Origin of the sequence: Paraburkholderia sp. BR14374, assembly GCF_040948685.1 — a bacterium.
GTDB classification, from domain to species: Bacteria; Pseudomonadota; Gammaproteobacteria; order Burkholderiales; family Burkholderiaceae; genus Paraburkholderia; species Paraburkholderia youngii.
Genome location: NZ_JBFPKF010000021.1, coordinates 1 through 15,908, shown reverse-complemented (window position 1 = coordinate 15,908; position 15,908 = coordinate 1). Strand labels below are relative to the sequence as shown.

At 67.0% G+C, this 15,908-nt stretch carries 15 protein-coding genes; 2 read left to right on the top strand and 13 right to left on the bottom strand.

Annotated features, from left to right (window positions below):
- Positions 1 to 7 precede the first annotated feature (7 nt).
- Positions 8 to 2,401, bottom strand: a complete 2,394-nt coding sequence (locus AB3X86_RS31830; RefSeq protein WP_368599034.1) for a TonB-dependent receptor — start codon at positions 2,399 to 2,401, stop codon at positions 8 to 10.
- A gap of 179 nt (positions 2,402 to 2,580) precedes the next feature.
- Between AB3X86_RS31830 and AB3X86_RS31825 the strand changes: the two genes are divergently transcribed.
- A complete protein-coding gene (locus AB3X86_RS31825; protein WP_368599033.1) occupies positions 2,581 to 3,579 on the top strand; it encodes a histidine kinase in 999 nt (332 codons plus the stop codon).
- Here the strand turns inward: AB3X86_RS31825 and AB3X86_RS31820 are convergent.
- The 12 genes from AB3X86_RS31820 to AB3X86_RS31765 all read right to left on the bottom strand — a co-directional run bounded on the left by AB3X86_RS31820 (position 3,549) and on the right by AB3X86_RS31765 (position 15,121).
- A complete protein-coding gene (locus AB3X86_RS31820; protein ID WP_013091038.1) occupies positions 3,549 to 4,211 on the bottom strand; it encodes a response regulator transcription factor in 663 nt (220 codons plus the stop codon). The genes AB3X86_RS31825 and AB3X86_RS31820 overlap by 31 nt on opposite strands.
- On the bottom strand, positions 4,208 to 5,446 hold the full coding sequence (gene pqqE / locus AB3X86_RS31815; protein ID WP_368599032.1) for a pyrroloquinoline quinone biosynthesis protein PqqE: 1,239 nt from the start codon (positions 5,444 to 5,446) through the stop codon (positions 4,208 to 4,210). The genes AB3X86_RS31820 and pqqE overlap by 4 nt, the downstream gene beginning before the upstream one ends.
- Positions 5,447 to 5,450: 4 nt before the next feature.
- A complete protein-coding gene (gene pqqD / locus AB3X86_RS31810; protein WP_176107454.1) occupies positions 5,451 to 5,729 on the bottom strand; it encodes a pyrroloquinoline quinone biosynthesis peptide chaperone PqqD in 279 nt (92 codons plus the stop codon).
- On the bottom strand, positions 5,726 to 6,484 hold the full coding sequence (gene pqqC / locus AB3X86_RS31805) for a pyrroloquinoline-quinone synthase PqqC (RefSeq protein ID WP_368599031.1): 759 nt from the start codon (positions 6,482 to 6,484) through the stop codon (positions 5,726 to 5,728). The genes pqqD and pqqC overlap by 4 nt, the downstream gene beginning before the upstream one ends.
- Positions 6,485 to 6,560: 76 nt before the next feature.
- Positions 6,561 to 7,475: a pyrroloquinoline quinone biosynthesis protein PqqB gene (gene pqqB / locus AB3X86_RS31800; protein ID WP_368599030.1), complete on the bottom strand. Its 915-nt coding sequence runs from the start codon at positions 7,473 to 7,475 to the stop codon at positions 6,561 to 6,563.
- A complete protein-coding gene (locus AB3X86_RS31795; RefSeq protein ID WP_368599029.1) occupies positions 7,472 to 8,512 on the bottom strand; it encodes an alpha/beta fold hydrolase in 1,041 nt (346 codons plus the stop codon). Before AB3X86_RS31795 ends, pqqB begins: the two co-directional genes overlap by 4 nt.
- Positions 8,509 to 9,174: a cytochrome b gene (locus AB3X86_RS31790; RefSeq protein ID WP_368599028.1), complete on the bottom strand. Its 666-nt coding sequence runs from the start codon at positions 9,172 to 9,174 to the stop codon at positions 8,509 to 8,511. Before AB3X86_RS31790 ends, AB3X86_RS31795 begins: the two co-directional genes overlap by 4 nt.
- A 7-nt stretch (positions 9,175 to 9,181) precedes the next feature.
- Positions 9,182 to 10,018 carry a formylmethanofuran dehydrogenase subunit C gene (locus AB3X86_RS31785; protein WP_368599027.1) on the bottom strand — a complete coding sequence of 279 codons (837 nt, stop codon included), beginning with the start codon at positions 10,016 to 10,018 and terminating at the stop codon, positions 9,182 to 9,184.
- The gene (fhcD, locus tag AB3X86_RS31780; protein ID WP_368599026.1) at positions 10,015 to 10,986 is read right to left on the bottom strand and encodes a formylmethanofuran--tetrahydromethanopterin N-formyltransferase; all 972 of its coding nucleotides are present in this window, start codon (positions 10,984 to 10,986) and stop codon (positions 10,015 to 10,017) included. Before fhcD ends, AB3X86_RS31785 begins: the two co-directional genes overlap by 4 nt.
- A gap of 10 nt (positions 10,987 to 10,996) precedes the next feature.
- Positions 10,997 to 12,691, bottom strand: a complete 1,695-nt coding sequence (locus AB3X86_RS31775; protein WP_368599025.1) for a formylmethanofuran dehydrogenase subunit A — start codon at positions 12,689 to 12,691, stop codon at positions 10,997 to 10,999.
- Positions 12,688 to 14,067 (bottom strand): formylmethanofuran dehydrogenase, encoded by a 1,380-nt coding sequence (locus AB3X86_RS31770; protein ID WP_368599024.1) that lies wholly within the window; start codon positions 14,065 to 14,067, stop codon positions 12,688 to 12,690. The genes AB3X86_RS31775 and AB3X86_RS31770 overlap by 4 nt, the downstream gene beginning before the upstream one ends.
- Positions 14,068 to 14,362: 295 nt before the next feature.
- A complete protein-coding gene (locus AB3X86_RS31765; RefSeq protein WP_368599023.1) occupies positions 14,363 to 15,121 on the bottom strand; it encodes a HisA/HisF-related TIM barrel protein in 759 nt (252 codons plus the stop codon).
- 16 nt (positions 15,122 to 15,137) lie between these two features.
- Between AB3X86_RS31765 and AB3X86_RS31760 the strand changes: the two genes are divergently transcribed.
- Positions 15,138 to 15,908, top strand: a 771-nt coding sequence (locus AB3X86_RS31760) for an ATP-grasp domain-containing protein (RefSeq protein WP_368599022.1), incomplete at its 3' end; no start/stop codon positions are given.

The following is a 15,908-nucleotide window of genomic DNA, read 5'->3' as shown; positions in this document are numbered from 1 at the left end:
TCCACCACTACTTCCACCCATATCTCATCCCCACCCAAAACCCCCTCGGCGCCCCCGGCCCGAGGAACTGCTCGTTGACCGGATTCGCGCCGTTGAACGTATTTCCCGGCCCGGTAAAGAAGTTCGCCCCCAGCGCGCCGAAGCTCGCATAGCGTTTATCGAGCAGGTTCGACACCGATGCGAAGACCTGCAACTGTTTCGTCACCTGATACGAGGTGTCCATATCGATCAGCAGATAGCCGGAGATCTTGCCGTTCACGTCCTGATTGTTCTCGTCGCCCTGCGCGTAGATGCTGCCGCGCCACGTCAGGTTCGTGCCGATTCGCCATTTCGAGGTGGTCGCGTAATCGAGCCGTAGTTTGACGGTCGTCGCCGGAATGCTCGGGATGTGGTCGCCGGGATGCACGGTGATGTTGCCGTTCGCGTCGGCGCTCGAATTGCTGCGGCTGCTTTCGACCCATGTCGACTGGTAGGTCGCGTTGACGTAGCTATAGCTGCCGGTCACCGTGAGCGGACCATATTTCGTCTGCCCTGCCAGTTCGACGCCTTGCCGGCGCGTGCGCCCGACGTTCTGGAAAAAACCCTGCGAACTGCCCGCACCGTTACTGCTGATGAACTGGATGTCGTTGTCGAGCGTCGTGCTGTAAGCGGCGGCGCTCCATGTCGTGTTGCCGCCGATCCTGCCGCGCGCCCCGACTTCATAGGTCTTCGAAATGACCGGCTGCAACGGCGGATCGGAGATGAACTCGTTCGGCAGCGAACATGGCGCGTTCGGATCGGCGCAGGCCAGCTCGATCGCGGTCGGCGAGCGCATGCCCTCGTTGTAGGTCGCATAGGCGGTGAAGGCCGGCGTCGGATTCCAGTTGATGCCGACCGCCGGATTGAAGCGCGAGAACGTATGGTGGCCGTTGAGCTGCGGCTGCGTGCCGGATTCGTCGCCGATCGTCGCATCGGCCCAGTTGTAGCGGCCCGACAGCGTCAGCGACCACTGCGGCGTCAGCGACAGTGTGTCCGTCAGGTAGATGCCGTAGTTCGTGTTGTGCGTGTTTGCGTTGGTTTGCGGTTGGAAATTGCCGATGCCGACCGTCGCGCGCGAATCGGTGAACATCGCGTCCTGAGACGACTGCGTGAAGTGCGAATTGGCGGCATCGACGGCCATGCCCGCGATGAACTGGTTCTTCATGCCGCCGAGCTTGCCGAGCAGCGTCAGTTGCAAGCTCGCGCCGTAGCTGTCGGTCGTCACGGTCGATTGCACGTTGGTCGCCTGCAACGTATCGACAGCGCCGTCGTCCCCGATCTCGCCGAAGTTCTCGTTGACGTTGCTGCTGGTGTTGGCATTGCGAAAGTGCCGGTAGTACGCGTTGCCGCTCAGCTCGACGTTGTCGTTGAAGTAATGATCGCCCGACAGCGTCAGGTAGCCGACGCTATTCTGATTCCGGTCGGGATACGTGTACGGTTGCTTCGGGTTGTTGAGGAACGAGCGCGGAATGGTTTGCACGCCGTGCAGATCGTTGTCCGCGCCACCGGCCGACAACGACAGCGTGGTGTCGGCGTTGGTATAGCGCAGCTTGCCGAACGCCTGGCGGATGCGGCTCTCGTTCTGCTCGGCCCAGCCGTTGTCGTTCGCGGCGTTGGCGGTGAAGTAGTAATCGAGGTTCTGGCCGATCGTGCCGCCCTGTTCGATCTGCGCGGCCTTGCGTCCCCACGAGCCGCCCTGTATTTCGGCCTCGCCGACCGGGTTGTCCTTGCCGTTTTTCGTCGTGATCGCCAGCGCGCCGCCGAGCGTGTTGAAGCCGAAGGTCGGATTGGAGCCGGGGATCAGCTGCATCGTGTCGATTGCCTGTTGCGGTATCAGGTCCCAGTTCACGACGTCGCCGAACGGCTCGTTCACGCGCACGCCGTCGACGAATACCGACAAGCCCTGCGGCGTGCCCAGCAGCGGCGATGCAGTGAAGCCGCGATAGAACAGGTTCATCTGATACGGATTGCCCTGAGCGTCGGAGATCGAGACGCTGGGCAGATTCGCCGCGAGGTAGTCGGTAAGCGTCTGGCGTCCCTGCCGTTGAATATCGGCCGCATGGACCGTCTGCACGTTGGCCGGCACTTGCGTAAGCGGCGTGCCGATGCCGAGCAACGGCGTGGTGCCTACGACGACGATCGGTGCGAGGGTCGTGGTGGGTGTCGTGTTGTTGTCGGCGTTGTCGTCGGCGGCCTGGGAAGGGGCAGCGGAAGACGCCGAAGCCGAAGCCGGCGCCGACGCCGACGCCGCGACCGGCGGCTCGGCTTGCCCCTGCGCCCATACGCCCATGGACAAACCGGCGAGCGCGCCACCCACACAGAAGGTGATGCCGGCGCGCCGCTGAAGCCGGCGTTTGCGGCGTGCTTGAGATCGCATGCTCATCGTTGTTGTCTCCTGCCGGCTTGTTATGCGCGCGTGTCGCGCGTTGTTCGACGTTGGTGTAAAGCTTCGCATACGCGTCTGTAAGCCGCGCGGGAGCTTTTCCCGATCTGCCGGGGAAGCGTTCCCAAACTCGCGCGAAACCCGCTGCGCGTGCCGTCGCTGAGTAGAATGCAAGCGTCATGTCAAGCGAACCGATCCATTCCTCCTCTGCTGGCCGCCCACCGCCCTCGTCACCGATATGGCGCGACCTCGGCTGGGTCGTCGCCGTGACCGTGCTCGCGGCGGCGCTCGGCGCCGCCTTCGATCTGAGCGAAAAGATCTACCGGTTCACGCGCGGCATGGAGCGCTTCCAGCTCGACGAGTTGCCGGGCACGCTGTTCGTGCTTTCGATCGCGCTCGCATGGTTCGCGTGGCGACGCTACAGCGATGCGCGCCGCGAAGCGCGCCATCGCCGCATGCTCGAGGAACAGGCCGAACGACTGCTCGCCGACAACCGGCGCCTCGCCAGTCAGGCGCTGCAGGCGCAGGAACTCGAGCGCCGCCATATGGCGCGCGAGCTGCACGACGAGCTGGGTCAATACCTGAACGCGATGGCGCTCGACGCGGCGCGCATCCGCGATCTATCGGGCGAGCGCGAGCCGGAGATTCATCGCATCGCGCTCGGGCTGATACAAAGCGCGACGCATGTGTACCGCGAGATCGGCGGCATGATCCGCCGCCTGCGGCCGATCGGTCTCGACGAATTCGGCTTGCCGACCGCGCTCGAACATTGCGTCGACGGCTGGCGCGAGCGTTTGCCCGAGGCGTCGTTCTCGGTCACGATCGAAGGGGATTTCAGCGGCCTCAGCGATGCGCTGACGATCACACTGTATCGGCTCGTGCAGGAAGGGCTGACGAACGTGTCGAAGTTCGCGCGCCGCTCGCGCGTCGAACTGTTCATGGTGCGCGCGCCGCGCGAAGACAACGGCACGCAGATCGACGAGATTGTCGTCACGATGGCCGACGACGGCCCCGGCACCGATCTGACGAAGCCGCGCAGCGGGCTCGGGCTGATCGGCATGCGCGAGCGCGTCGAGGCGCTCGGCGGCGAGTTTCACGTCGCGAGCGAGCCGCAGCGCGGTTTTCTGTTCTGCGCGCGCGTATCCGCTCAAGCGGGGCTGGCCGAGCCCGTGAACTGAAGTCCGAGGCGACTTGCCATCTGCGCGAGCTGTACGCCGTTGTCGGCGCCGAACTTCTGCCGGATTACCGATTGATGGTTGGCCACCGTCTTTTGACTCAAGCCGAGCTTTTCGGCGATGCTCGGCAGCGTGTAGCCCTGCACGAGCAGCCGCAGCACTTCGAACTCGCGCGCGGACAACTGACGCCCCGGCGGCCCTTCGTTGAACGCGGTGCGCAGCGCGAGCGCCTGCGAAATGTCCGGGCTCAGATAGCCGGCGCGCCGGGCGATCGAGCGCACCGCTTCGACCAGCACGTCGGGCGCGCTCGCCTTGGTCACGTAGCCGAGCGCGCCTGCGTCGAGCGCGCGGCGCACGAAGATCGATTCCTCGTGCACGCTGAAGATCAGCACGCGCGCATCGGGCTCGCGCGCGAGCATGCGCCGCATCGCTTCGATGCCGCTCGCGCCCGGCAGCGACACGTCCATCACGACCACATCGGGCCGCAGCGCGCAAAAACGCTGGTAGGCCTGCGCGGCGTCGGCCGCTTCGCCGCACACCTCGACGTCGTCGTTCAGTTCGAGCAGACGCCGGTAGCCTTCGCGCACGACCGCATGATCGTCGACGAGCAGAACGGAGATGGTGTCGGCACTCATGATTGGGCTCCGGGTGATGCTCGGTTGTCGCCGGCGGCGTCAAGCTCGCGGGCCGCCGCCGCGAGCTTGCGCGAGTTGGCGTCGTTGCGGAACAGGATCGGCTGTTCGCGCGCCGCTGCTGTCGCCGCGGATTCCGACGCCGCGTGCCGCACGATCTTGACCACGTTCTCGTGAAACGGCGATTTGTCGCAGACAGGGTCGGCGTTGGCCGCATCGCCGGTCAGCAGGTAGGCCTGGCAGCGGCAGCCGCCGAGGTCGTGCTCCTTTTCGTCGCAGCTGCGGCACGGCTCCTTCATCCACTGCAAACCGCGAAAGCGATTGAATGCGTCGCTGTCGTACCAGATCTCGCGCAACGGCATCTCCTTCACGTTCGGCAGCGTCAGGCCGGGCAGGCCGCGCGCAGCGTGACACGGCAGCGCGGCGCCGTCGGGCGCGACGCCGAGGAACACCGCGCCCCAGCCGTTCATGCAGCGCTTCGGGCGGCGCTCGAAGTAGTCGGGCACGACGAAGAAGATCTTGCAGCGCTCGCCATGAGTCTGGCGATAGCGCGCGACTACCGCTTCGGCTTCTTCGAGCTGCTCGCGCGTCGGCATCAGTTGCGCCTGGTTCTCGCGCGCCCAGCCGTAGTACTGCGTGTTCGCCAGCTCCAGATATTCGGCGCCGAGTGCCAGCGCCATCTCGATGATCTTGTCGACGTGCGGCAGGTTGTAGCGATGCAGCACGCAGTTCATCACCATCGGAAAGCCGTGCCGTTTGAGCGCGGCGGCGACGCGCTGTTTCAGCTCGAACGTGCGCGTGCTGCTGAGGAAGTCGTTCAGCTGCTGCGTCGAGTCCTGGAACGACAACTGGATGTGATCGAGCCCGGCGGCCTTAAGGTCGCCGAGGCGCTGATCGGTGAGACCGACGCCCGACGTGATCAGGTTCGTGTAGAAGCCGAGCCTGTGCGCTTCTTCGACCAGTACTTCGACGTCGTCGCGCACCAGCGGCTCGCCGCCGGAAAAGCCGAGTTGCACCGCGCCGAGCGCGCGCGCCTCGCGCAGCACGTCGAGCCATTGGCCGGTGGTCAGTTCGCGGTTGTGATCGGTGTAGTCGAGCGGGTTGTAGCAGAACGCGCAATGCAGCGGACAGCGATAGGTCAGCTCCGCGAGCAGCCACAGCGGCGGCGGCACCGCGGCGGCCGCGCTGCTTTGCGGTTGCCCGCCGGGTTGAGAGCCTGGTTGAGAAAGATCGGTCATCGCACTACTCCAGCCAGCCGCGCCCATGCGCGTCGGCGATGAAAGCCCGCACCTCGTTGCCGATGCCGGTCGCGTTGAACGCCTGTTCGAGCTCGGCGATCAGCGTATCGATGTCGCGTGTGCCGTCGCAGCGCTTGAGGATTTCTCCCGCGCTTTGGTTGAGTTTCACCATGCCTTCCGGGTAGAGCAGCACGTGCGCGTTCTGCGCGGGCTCCCATTGCAGGCGGAACGGCTTCGCGATCGTGAGCGGCGTGGCGGGGTCGGCGCGTGTGGTGTCGTTCATTGCGGAAACGCCTTCTCGATCGCGTCGAGCATGGTCCACAGAATGTCGAGCTTGAACTGCAGGATTTCGAGCGCGCGTTCCTGCTGATCGCGTCGCGTGAAATGCGCGAGCGTGACTTCGAGTCCGTGCTGCACGTCGCGCTGTGCGAGCGAAATGCGCGAGCGGAAGTACGCGAGACCCTCGGGTTCGATCCACGGATAGTGCTCGGGCCAGCTCGCGAGCCGGTCGCGATGCACCTGCGGCGCGAACATCTCGGTCAGCGACGAGCACACCGCTTCCTGCCACGGCGCACGGCGCGCGAAATTCACATAGGCATCGACGGCGAAGCGCACGCCCGGCGTCACGTGTTCGAGCGACCACAATTCGTCGCGCGTGAGGCCGACCGCGTCCGCAAGACGCGCCCAGGTTTCGATGCCGCCTTCCGCGCCTTCGTAGCCGTCGTGATCGAGAATGCGCAGCACCCAGCGGCGGCGCGTCGCGCGGTCCGGACAGTTCGACAGCACGGCCGCATCCTTGAGCGGAATGTTGATCTGATAGTAGAAGCGGTTCGCGACCCAGCCGCGAATCTGCTCGCGCGAGCAGCCGCCGCTATTCATCTTCACGTTGAACGGATGGTGGATGTGATAGGCGGTGCCCTTCGCGCGCAACTGCGCTTCGAATTCCTCACGGCTCCAGGCGGGTCGCTCGATGAGCTGGGTTCCCGCTGCACTTGCGTCGCGTGTCGGTATCGTGTCCTGAATGTCTTTCGCGTTCATGCCGTCCGTCTCCGTTTTATCGTCGTTCACAGCCGCGCCAGGCTACCTCATCTCTTCGCACTCTTTACTGCGCACTTCAAAGCTCGAAGCTCATTCCGTCGTACGCGACCTCGATTCCATGCTCGCCTAGCATGCGCCGCTCGGGGCCGTCTTCGATCAGGATCGGATTCGTGTTGTTGATATGGATCAGCACTTTGCGTTTCGCGCCGAGCGAATCGAGCGTTTCGATCATGCCGCCCGCGCCGCTCTGCGGCAGATGGCCCATATCCGCCGAGGTCTTCTTCGACAGGCCGAGGCGGATCATTTCGTCGCCGGTCCACAGCGTGCCGTCGACGAGCAGCAGATCGGCCTCGCGCATCGCCGCGAGCACGTGCGGCTCGATCGCGCCGAGGCCCGGCGCGTAGAACACGCGCTGGCCCGATTGCAGGTTCGTCAGCACGAGCCCGAGGTTGTCGCCGCGCTCGGGCGCCTCGCGATGCGGCGAGTACGGCGGCGCCTTGCTCGATAGCGGCAGCGCGTCGATGCGGATGCCGGGCAATGCGTCGACGGCGAGCGGCGCGCCGTCGAGCGCGATGCGGCGATGCTCGACACCGCAGTAGTGCGACAGGATCGGCGCGACCGGAAAGCCGGAGCGCAGGTCTTGCCAGACCGCATCGGTCGCGTACAGCGGCAGCGGTGTGTCGCGTTCGCGAAGCATCAGAAGGCCGGTCACGTGGTCGATCTGCGCGTCGATCACGAGTACCGCGGCAATGCCGCTGTCGCGCGCGCGCCGCGCCGGCTGAAGCTCGGGATGCGCGGCGATCTGCGCGAGCAGATCGGGCGACGCATTGACGAGCAGCCAGTCCTCGCCGTTCGCGCTGACCGCGATCGACGACTGCGTGCGGCGCGTCGCCTTCACCGTGCCGCGACGCACGCCGTCGCAATTGCGGCAATTGCAGTTCCATTGCGGAAAACCGCCGCCCGCCGACGAGCCGAGTACCTTGATCTTCATGCCGCGTGACGCATGCTGCTGCGCTCCTCGTCGATGGTGGGAATGAACATCGCGGCGAGCGCGCTTGCGACGCGTGCATGCAGTGCGGGGTCGCTCGCCAGATGGCCCGCCGCGCTCACGGACTCGACACGCGCGGAAGGAACCGCGCGCGACAGACGCCGCAGATTGCGGTGCGGACACACCGGATCGCGCGCGCCATGCACGGCCGCGATCGATACGCCGGCCGTGGCCGCCTGCCGCGCGAGCGACAGCAAACGCGTTTCGCCGAGCCAGCAGCGATGCGCGAGGTAGTGCGCCTGAATCCGGTATTTCCCGATCAACTTGCGAGCGGCATGGCGTTCGGAATCGTGTGCGTTTCGCTGGGCCCCGCGTTGTTGTGCCGCGGCGCCCCGCGGCGATGCACTCGCCAGCACCGCGTTTTCATAACCGCGCCAGGCCAGCGCGACCGCACGTTGCCGCGCTTCGCTCGCGCCGTATTGCAAGCCGGAGCCGCATCGCGCGGCCAGCGTTGCGGGCTCGTCGCAGCGGGCAGCGGCACGCAGTCTCGACCACGCACGCGGCGCGCGCTTGCGCGACGCGATGAACAAACCGCGCACTTCGCGCGCGGATGTTAGAAACAGGCCGCGCAGCACGACGCCCGTGACCGACTGCGGACACTGTCCCGCATACGCGAGCGCGAGCGCCGCGCCCCACGATCCGCCGAGCACGCCCCAGCGCGCGAAGCCGAGCCGCACGCGAATCGCTTCGAGATCGGCGATCAGATAGTCGGTGCGGTTGTGGCGCACGCTGCCGTGCGGCATCGACGCACCGGTGCCGCGCTGGTCGATCAGCACGACGCGAAAACGTTGCAGATCGAAGAGCCGCAGCACGCCGGCCTGACTGCCGCTGCCGGGGCCGCCGTGCAGCACCGCGACCGGCACGCCGTCGCGCGCGCCGGCGAGCGCATACCACACGCGATGGCCATCGCGCGTGCGCAGCGTATGCACTTCGAGCGCCGCGGCTGCCTGCGTGGGGTGCGACGAGCTTCGCATCGTCATGGCAGCATCCTCGCGAGCAGGTTGTCGCGATCGATCCACTGATGCTTGAACGCGCCCGCCACGTGCAGCACGATCAGCGCGATCAGCGCGATCAGCGCATAGCCGATCGCATGATGAAGGCCGAAGAACAGCTCGCGCAGATGCGCGTCGTCCCAGCCCCACTTCGGCAGCGGGATGCCCCAGAAGCGCGTGCCGTAGCGGTTGAACGACGAGCCGAGATACCCGGCGAGCGGCATCGCCACCATACAGACGTATAAAAGACCCTGCGTAGTGCGCGCGGCGGCGCGTTGCCACGGTGGCATCGGCGGCAGGGCAGGCCGATGAAGGACCACCCGCGCGACGATGCGCAAAAGCACCAGCAGGAAAACCGTCAGTCCGAGCGACTTGTGCAGATTGATCAGCGTCGCTTTGACAGGCAAGCCCTTCGGCAATCCGACCATATAGAGGCCGAGCGCGAGCAGACCGATGATGCCGAGCGCGATCAGCCAGTGCAGCGCGATCAGCAGCCCGGCATAGCGCGGGCCGCCGGCGCTGGCAGTTGCGTTGACGTTAATATCAGGCTTCGCGTTTCGAGAATCCGCTGTCGTCATGCCCTGTCTCCATGCAACATCGTGGCGGGACGTTTCTTTTTTGCCGAATAGCGTTTCAGTCCTGGGCGACATAGCTGCCTCACCCGGCGATCAGTATTTCGCCGCGGCCGTCGACCGCGAGGTCGCCCGTAAAACGAACCGGCAGACGGTCCGCGCGCCACTGCGAAAACGGCGCGATTTCGGCCGCGAGGCTGCGTATGAGCAATGACCAGAATACGTCGAAACCGTGTCCGCCGCCGGTGAACGTGGGGGGCGGCAAACCCTCGGGTCGTTGCGCGAGCAGCAGCGTGCCGCGCCTCATCGCATACGCATAGTGTGCGCCCAGTTGCCCCGCCACGCCGACGGTCCCCGCCACCAGCCGCGACGCCGCGAAGTCGCCCGCGTTGCCGCCGACCAGCACGAGGCCGCGGCGCATCCGGTCGGCGAGCCGCGCGCCCGCGTTGCCGTGGATCGTCAGCGTGCCGCCGCTCATGCCTTCCATGTCGCCCGTCAAAGCGCCGGCCGCGAAGTCGCCGCTGTCGCCGCGCACCGTCACGCGTCCGCCGCGCATTTCGCAACCGGTGAAGTGCCCCGCGTCGCCGTCGATTTCAAGCAAGCCGCCGCTCATCCTGAAGCCGCTGTAGTCGCCGACCGGGCCGCGCGCGACGAGCCGTCCCCCGTCCATCTGCGCGCCGACCCGGTCGAGCCACCGCGCGGCGCCGTCGATCAGCAGCGTCGCCATGTCGTCGCCGGATGCGGGCGCGTCATCGCGCGAAACCTCGAATACGTCGCCGACCACGCAGCGCTCGTTGCCGGCCGGCAGCACGATGCGCTCGATCTCGGCCACGCTCATGCTCGCCAGCGCCGCCGGTGACAGTGCGGCCGCATCGACGCGAAAGCCGGGCGGTGTTTTCACGCGCAACGTGGTCGTGCTCATGCGCGGCTCCCGTCGAGTCCCGCCGCCAGCTCGTGCAGATGAAAGTGGTACGGCCCGAGCTTGCCGCCGTAGTTGCCGGCCGAAATGCGCAGCACGCCGGCCGCGCGCCCGAGTCCGGTCGCCGCGCCGATACCGGCCGTCATCGCCGCTCCGACGTCGGCGTCGGTCAGACCGTCGATCACGATCTCCAGCACGCAGCCCACGTCCGCGCTCAACTCGCTGCGCGATGCGAGGCCGATCAGGCTCGGACAGAACGCGTCGTTGGTCGATGCGGTCGCGCCCGCGTACTTCGAGCCGATCTTCGAGCCCGACCGCACGATGCCGCCGGGAAACGGCATGATCACGTTCGGCAGCCGGCGCATCGCGGCGACCGCGGCTTCGGCGGCGGCGAGCGCCGCGCCCTGGTCGCGCGCGAGCAGCAGCAGGTTGCCGCCGCCGACGGCCTTGACCGTCGCCGCCGTGTCTTCGCAGACGAACTCGCCGTCCATTACCGGCACGCGCCAGTAACGCGTGGGGCCATTTCCTGTGTCGATCATCTTCGCGATCTGCCAACCGTCGCCGAAAAAGCGCAGCCCGCTGCCGAGCGGCGCCGGGTCCGATAGCGGCGCGCGGCTCGTGGCCGGATCGATGCCGCTGTAGACGGCCGTGCTCGGACAGGTGAGCACGCACTGGCCGACACGCCGCCCGATCTGCTTCGCCAGTTCCTTCGTCGACACCGCGAACAGCAGCACCGCCACGCCGGGCCGGCCGTCGGGCGTTGCCTCGGGCGCGAGCGTGCGCTCGATGCCCGCCTCGCAGCCGCAGCCGATCACCGAGGTCGCGAAGCCCGACAGCGAGTTCGCCGCGTGCATCGCCCACGTTGGCGTGTGCGCGGTGATTACGAGCCGGGTGGCCTTCATCGGGAAGGCTTCGGCGAAGGTCGCGTCGATCGCGGTGCCGTTGATTTCGAGCGGGGCCGGAGCGTTCATCGTGGCCGCGTCAGGTTAGACATTCGACGGGCAACAGCCGGCCGCCGCGACAGCAGCGGCAGGCTTCGTCGTCGCTGATCGCGGCGTGCGCGAAGTTGCTCGCGAGATTCGCGTCGCTATACGCGCGCAGCGTTTTCTCGATACCGCGATCAAATTCGGGCGCGACGAAATGGATGCCGCCCGTCGGCGTCGCGACCAGCGTGCCGTCGCGCGCGACCAGTTCGCCGTCCTTGAACACATAGGCGGGCGACGTGAACATCCGCTCGCGGTCCGGCTCGTCGCGATAGACGGCGATATCCGCCGCCGCGCCCGCGCCGAGATGGCCGCGATCGCGCAGACCGAGCAGCCGCGCGGGACCGGCGCGCGTGATGATCGCGATCTCGTACAGCGAGAATTCGCGCTTTAGTTCCGGCAGCGCGCTGGCGACCTGCGCTTCGGGATGCAGCTTCGCAAGCTGCTCATCGCGAAACGCTTTATCCATCAGCAGGCGGATCAGATGCGGATAGCTCGTGAACGGTCCGCCGTTCGGATGATCGGTGGTCATCGCGACGCGCCACGGGTCGTCGACGAGCAGGAAGATTTCGAGGCCGATGATCCATTGCAGCGCGTTCACATAGCTCTGTTCGCGATAGCGGAACGGCAGGACGCCGCAGCCCGCGTCGCACTCGATATCGCCGACCACCCACTTGTGCGGCCGCGCGAGCGGCGCGTTGCGGAACTGCATCATCGTGTCACCGGAGGCCGTGACGGTCTGTCCGAAGATGATCTGGCCGACGTCGATCGACACGTTCGGCCGCGCGTTCACGGCCTCGGCAATCTGCCGTGCGCCCGACGAGAACTTGCGCGAGCCCTCGGTGCCATAGCTGTGAAACTGGATATGCGTCAGATGGATCGGCAGGCCGTCGGCGGCGTCCATCGTCGCGATCGTCGATGCGAGGTTGCCGGGCACGCCGAGGTTGCTCGTATGCACGTGCAGCGGATGCGGCACGCGCAGCTCGGTCAGCGCGCGCGTCAACGTGCGCAGCACGTCGCGCGGTGTGATGCCGTAGTGCGCGTGCGGTTCGTCGACGTTGAGCGAGCGCTGGTTGAACTTGAACGCGGAGATGCCGCCGGGGTTCACCACCTTGACGCCGAGCGCCTTGCTCGCGTCGATGGTCCAGCCGACGTAGTCGCGCAGACGTTCGAAGTCGTCGCGTGCGGCGAGCATTTGCAGGAATAGTTCGTCGTTGCCGAGCATCACGTACGCGCCGTGATCGATGATCGGCGTGTCGCCCATCTCGAGGTGCGTGTGGCGCGCGTTCGACGGCATCATCGCCGGTTCGAACGCGGCCGTGTAGCCCATTTCGGCGTAGCGGTAGCCGGTCGCGAGCGTGCCCGGCGCGCAGACGCCGCACGAAGGCAGACGCAGGTAGCGGCCGTTGTCGTCGCGCGCGGCTTCGTAGGCCGCCTCGCGCGGCGCATGGGCGCGATGGTCCTCGGGCAGCAGCAGGCGCGACAGATTGGTCTTGCCGCCGCCGATATGCGAATGCAGATCGATGCCGCCCGCCATCACGATCATCCCGGTCGCGTCGTATTCACGATCGACGGGTGTGGTGGACGGAACATCGACGATGCGGCCGTCGCGAAACGTCAGATCGCGCCGCTCGCCGTTGACGTTGTTGATCGGGTCGAACAGCGTGCCGCCCTTGAGCCGAACGAGAGTCATGGCTGATCCTCGCGCGGATTCAGTCGGTCGCTCACTCGTTCGTTCAACTGCGCGGCAATCGACGCCACCGTTTCCAGCGCCACCCCACGCGCGGCGGTGAGCGGCATCACGACGGTACCGTCGACGCGAAACAGATGCCCGCTGCTATCGATGCCCGGTGTCGCGACCGGCACGAACACGGTATTCGCACCGCGTGCCTTGGCGGGATTAGCAAGCGCCGGATGACCGAGCACGATCAGCGCAAGCGCGGGATCGAGCGACGCAGGCCACGCGTGCGGCGCGAAGCCCGCGATCCACAGCAGCGCATCGACTTCGCGTTCGGCGAGCAGCCGCATGGTCCGATAGCGGTACGGATCGTGATCGAGCGGCGCGGCGCCGGTGACGCGCGCCGGCATCGACACGCGCGTGCGCAGCGGCAAGCCTGACAGCCACGTGACGGTCTGATTGACCGTCAACGCGCCATCATCACCGCCGAGCGCAACACATGCCGCGCGCGTCGTGCGATTCGCGGCCTTGACGATCCGGTTCAGCGCTTCGATCAGCAGCGCCGCGTGCGGCGCGGGCAGTGCGGCCGGTTCATAGACGACCACCGTGTAACGCGCGCTGGCGATGCGTGCCTGAAGTGACGCGAGGGCGGTTGCCACGTTGGCGTGGTTGCCATTGCCGTGACTTAGCGCGGCCGCATCGCGTCCTTCGGCGAGCGCCGACCACAGCGCGAGCGTGTCATAGGGATCGGCGTCGTGCAGCAGCGAGTCGATGCGCGTTTGCGCGAAGCCGGCCGCCGCCGGGTCCGCTTCGCAGCCGACGAAGACCAGTTCGCGCGCGAGTGCGGTGCCCGCCAGCGCGCGCGTGAAGAAGCGCGGGTAGCGCCGCGACGGCTGACAGCCGAAGAACACCAGCAGGTCGGCGCGCGCGCGCACTTCGGAGAGCGTCGTGAAGAACGCGCCGCGATCCTGCAGCGCGAGCGTCGCGGGCGTCAGCGCATCGCCGTGCAGATGATCGAGTATCGCGCCGCAGGAGGCGGCAAGCGGATACAGCGCGCGGGTGCCGGCGACGTCGGTGGCGAGGCCGCCGAATAGCGGGCGGCGCGCGTTCGCGAGCAACTGTGCGGCGCTCGCCAGCGCGGTATCGATGTCAACTGCGCTGCCATCGACCACGCATCCGCATTGCGTATCCGCCGCGCCGTACTGCGCGAGTGCGTGCGCGAGCCGCGAACATTCGGTGTCCGGTACTTCGAGCGTGCCGTCGTCGTGGGAAGCGGCGACCAGGTCGTCGCACAGCAAAGGGCAGAACGGACAGATCCAGTCGCGTGTGAGCGTCGCGGCGCGCGTTGCGCTCGGGCCAGGGGTCGATGGATCGATGGCGGGACTATGCATGGGCCAGGTTTAGCAAGCTCCATGCCGATTTCTGGACGACGCATCGGCAGGCGAGCGCCGCGCTGAAGCGGGCCGCGCCTACCGTCATGCCGCTTTGCATTCAGCGGATCGACCTGCGTGAGGTACCGGCGACAAGCGTGCCCGATCGTGCGTCGGCGCTCGGCTCCAAAGCCCCGCTGCGCCATACAAAATGTGTGCCGTTCTGGAGCAGAGTGTCACACGCAAACTGTCCGGCTTGTGTTGCGTTTACAGACAGCGCTGTCAGAACGCGTGGCATGGAAATTGTATGGAAGGCCTACGCTGAATCGGAAGGCGCGCAGTCGATCTGCTGGTCGTGCAGCGCGGACGCCACCAGCCAGGCGCTTGCGCCGGTGGCGGCCGCGGCGGCCAGATCGGCCTGATTGCGGATGCCGCCCGCGCCGATCAGCGTGGTGTGCGCGGCGGCTTGCGTGCGCAGGCGCTCGAATGTCGCGAGATCGGGGCCGGCGTAGCTGCCGACCTGGTCGAGCGTCATCGCGATCACGCGCGACGGCCACCATGCCGACGAGCAATCGAGCGCGGTCGCGGCGAGCAGTTCGCCGGCGCGATGATCGAGCGACAGGATCGGCGCGAGGCCGGCGCGCTGCGCCGCGTGCACGGCATGGATTTCGCGAAGCGTCTCCGAGCCGAACACCGGCACGACGGTCGCGAGGTTGGCGAGGTTGCAATTGGCAGCCCGTCGGTCGGGTTGATCAACAGCAGCGTCGATGCGCTCGAACAGCGCGCGCATCGATGCGTAGTCCGCGAAACCCGCATCGAGCCACAGCTCGATGCCGGGCAGCGCGGCGCGCAACGCGGCGAGCGTCGAAGCATGCGCACCGCGCCGCAGGATCGCGCCGAGATCGGCGATATAGAGCGTGCGCGCGCCGCTGGCTTCGAGTAGCGCGCGGGCGGTAGCAAGTGGGTCGCTCGTCGCGACGAGGCGGGACTGGATGGGCCGATAGGCGCTCCGCTCGCCGCGTACCGCGCGGACGACCTGGCCGTCGAGCAGATCGAGAACAGGTATCACCTGCATAGAGGGGCGCTTTCCTTTGACCAAGATCTTTGTTTATGAGTATCTCACCGGCGGCGGCATCGACCCCGCGCTCGCCGGCACAGGCAGTCTCGCCGATTTGAGCGCGCTGATCGTCGAAGGACGCGTGATGCGCGACGCGCTGGTCGCTGCTCTGCATGAACTGGACGGCGTGCAGGTCACGTTCGCGACCTCGCGCTTCGAAACACCAGCGCCGGGCGACGCTCATTGTATGGCCGCGCCCGGCGAATCGATGACGGCGTTCGTCGCGCGCGTGGCGCGCGAGCACGACTACGCGTGGGTCGTCGCGCCGGAATGCGACGGCCTGCTGCTGCGCTTTCACGATGCGGTCGGCACTGCCCGGTGGCTCGGCTGCGCGAAGGAAGCGATCCGCGTCGCGTCGAGCAAGAGCGCGACCGCGGCATGTCTTGCCGCGCATGGTATTGCGACGACGCCGGCGCTCGAGCCCGGCGACCCAGCCGCGCAGCACGGCGGCCGCTGGGTCGTCAAACCGGACGACGGCGCGGGCGGCCTCGACACGATCGTCTACGAGCGCTTCGCCGATGCCTGCGCCGAGTACGAGGCGCGCGCGGCCGCGGCGCGCAATCCGGTGCTGCAGGCGTGGGTCGACGGCGAGCCGTTGAGCCTGTCGCTGATCTGCCGCGGCGACGCGACCAAGCTGCTCAGCATCAACCGTCAGCAGATCGGGCTGGGCGGCGGCGACGCATCGGGCGAGGTTGCGCGGATCGTCGAGTTCGATGGCGTGCTGGTCGATCAGATCGACCAGCAC

Excerpts from the sequence above, each read along its gene's own strand:
- AB3X86_RS31830 (WP_368599034.1), bottom strand. The coding sequence starts at position 2,401 with ATGAGCATGCGATCTCAAGCACGCCGCAAACGCCGGCTTCAGCGGCGC.
- AB3X86_RS31825 (WP_368599033.1), top strand. The coding sequence starts at position 2,581 with ATGTCAAGCGAACCGATCCATTCCTCCTCTGCTGGCCGCCCACCGCCC.
- AB3X86_RS31820 (WP_013091038.1), bottom strand. The coding sequence starts at position 4,211 with ATGAGTGCCGACACCATCTCCGTTCTGCTCGTCGACGATCATGCGGTC.
- pqqE (WP_368599032.1), bottom strand. The coding sequence starts at position 5,446 with ATGACCGATCTTTCTCAACCAGGCTCTCAACCCGGCGGGCAACCGCAA.
- pqqD (WP_176107454.1), bottom strand. The coding sequence starts at position 5,729 with ATGAACGACACCACACGCGCCGACCCCGCCACGCCGCTCACGATCGCG.
- pqqC (WP_368599031.1), bottom strand. The coding sequence starts at position 6,484 with ATGAACGCGAAAGACATTCAGGACACGATACCGACACGCGACGCAAGT.
- pqqB (WP_368599030.1), bottom strand. The coding sequence starts at position 7,475 with ATGAAGATCAAGGTACTCGGCTCGTCGGCGGGCGGCGGTTTTCCGCAA.
- AB3X86_RS31795 (WP_368599029.1), bottom strand. The coding sequence starts at position 8,512 with ATGACGATGCGAAGCTCGTCGCACCCCACGCAGGCAGCCGCGGCGCTC.
- AB3X86_RS31790 (WP_368599028.1), bottom strand. The coding sequence starts at position 9,174 with ATGTCGCCCAGGACTGAAACGCTATTCGGCAAAAAAGAAACGTCCCGC.
- AB3X86_RS31785 (WP_368599027.1), bottom strand. The coding sequence starts at position 10,018 with ATGAGCACGACCACGTTGCGCGTGAAAACACCGCCCGGCTTTCGCGTC.
- fhcD (WP_368599026.1), bottom strand. The coding sequence starts at position 10,986 with ATGAACGCTCCGGCCCCGCTCGAAATCAACGGCACCGCGATCGACGCG.
- AB3X86_RS31775 (WP_368599025.1), bottom strand. The coding sequence starts at position 12,691 with ATGACTCTCGTTCGGCTCAAGGGCGGCACGCTGTTCGACCCGATCAAC.
- AB3X86_RS31770 (WP_368599024.1), bottom strand. The coding sequence starts at position 14,067 with ATGCATAGTCCCGCCATCGATCCATCGACCCCTGGCCCGAGCGCAACG.
- AB3X86_RS31765 (WP_368599023.1), bottom strand. The coding sequence starts at position 15,121 with ATGCAGGTGATACCTGTTCTCGATCTGCTCGACGGCCAGGTCGTCCGC.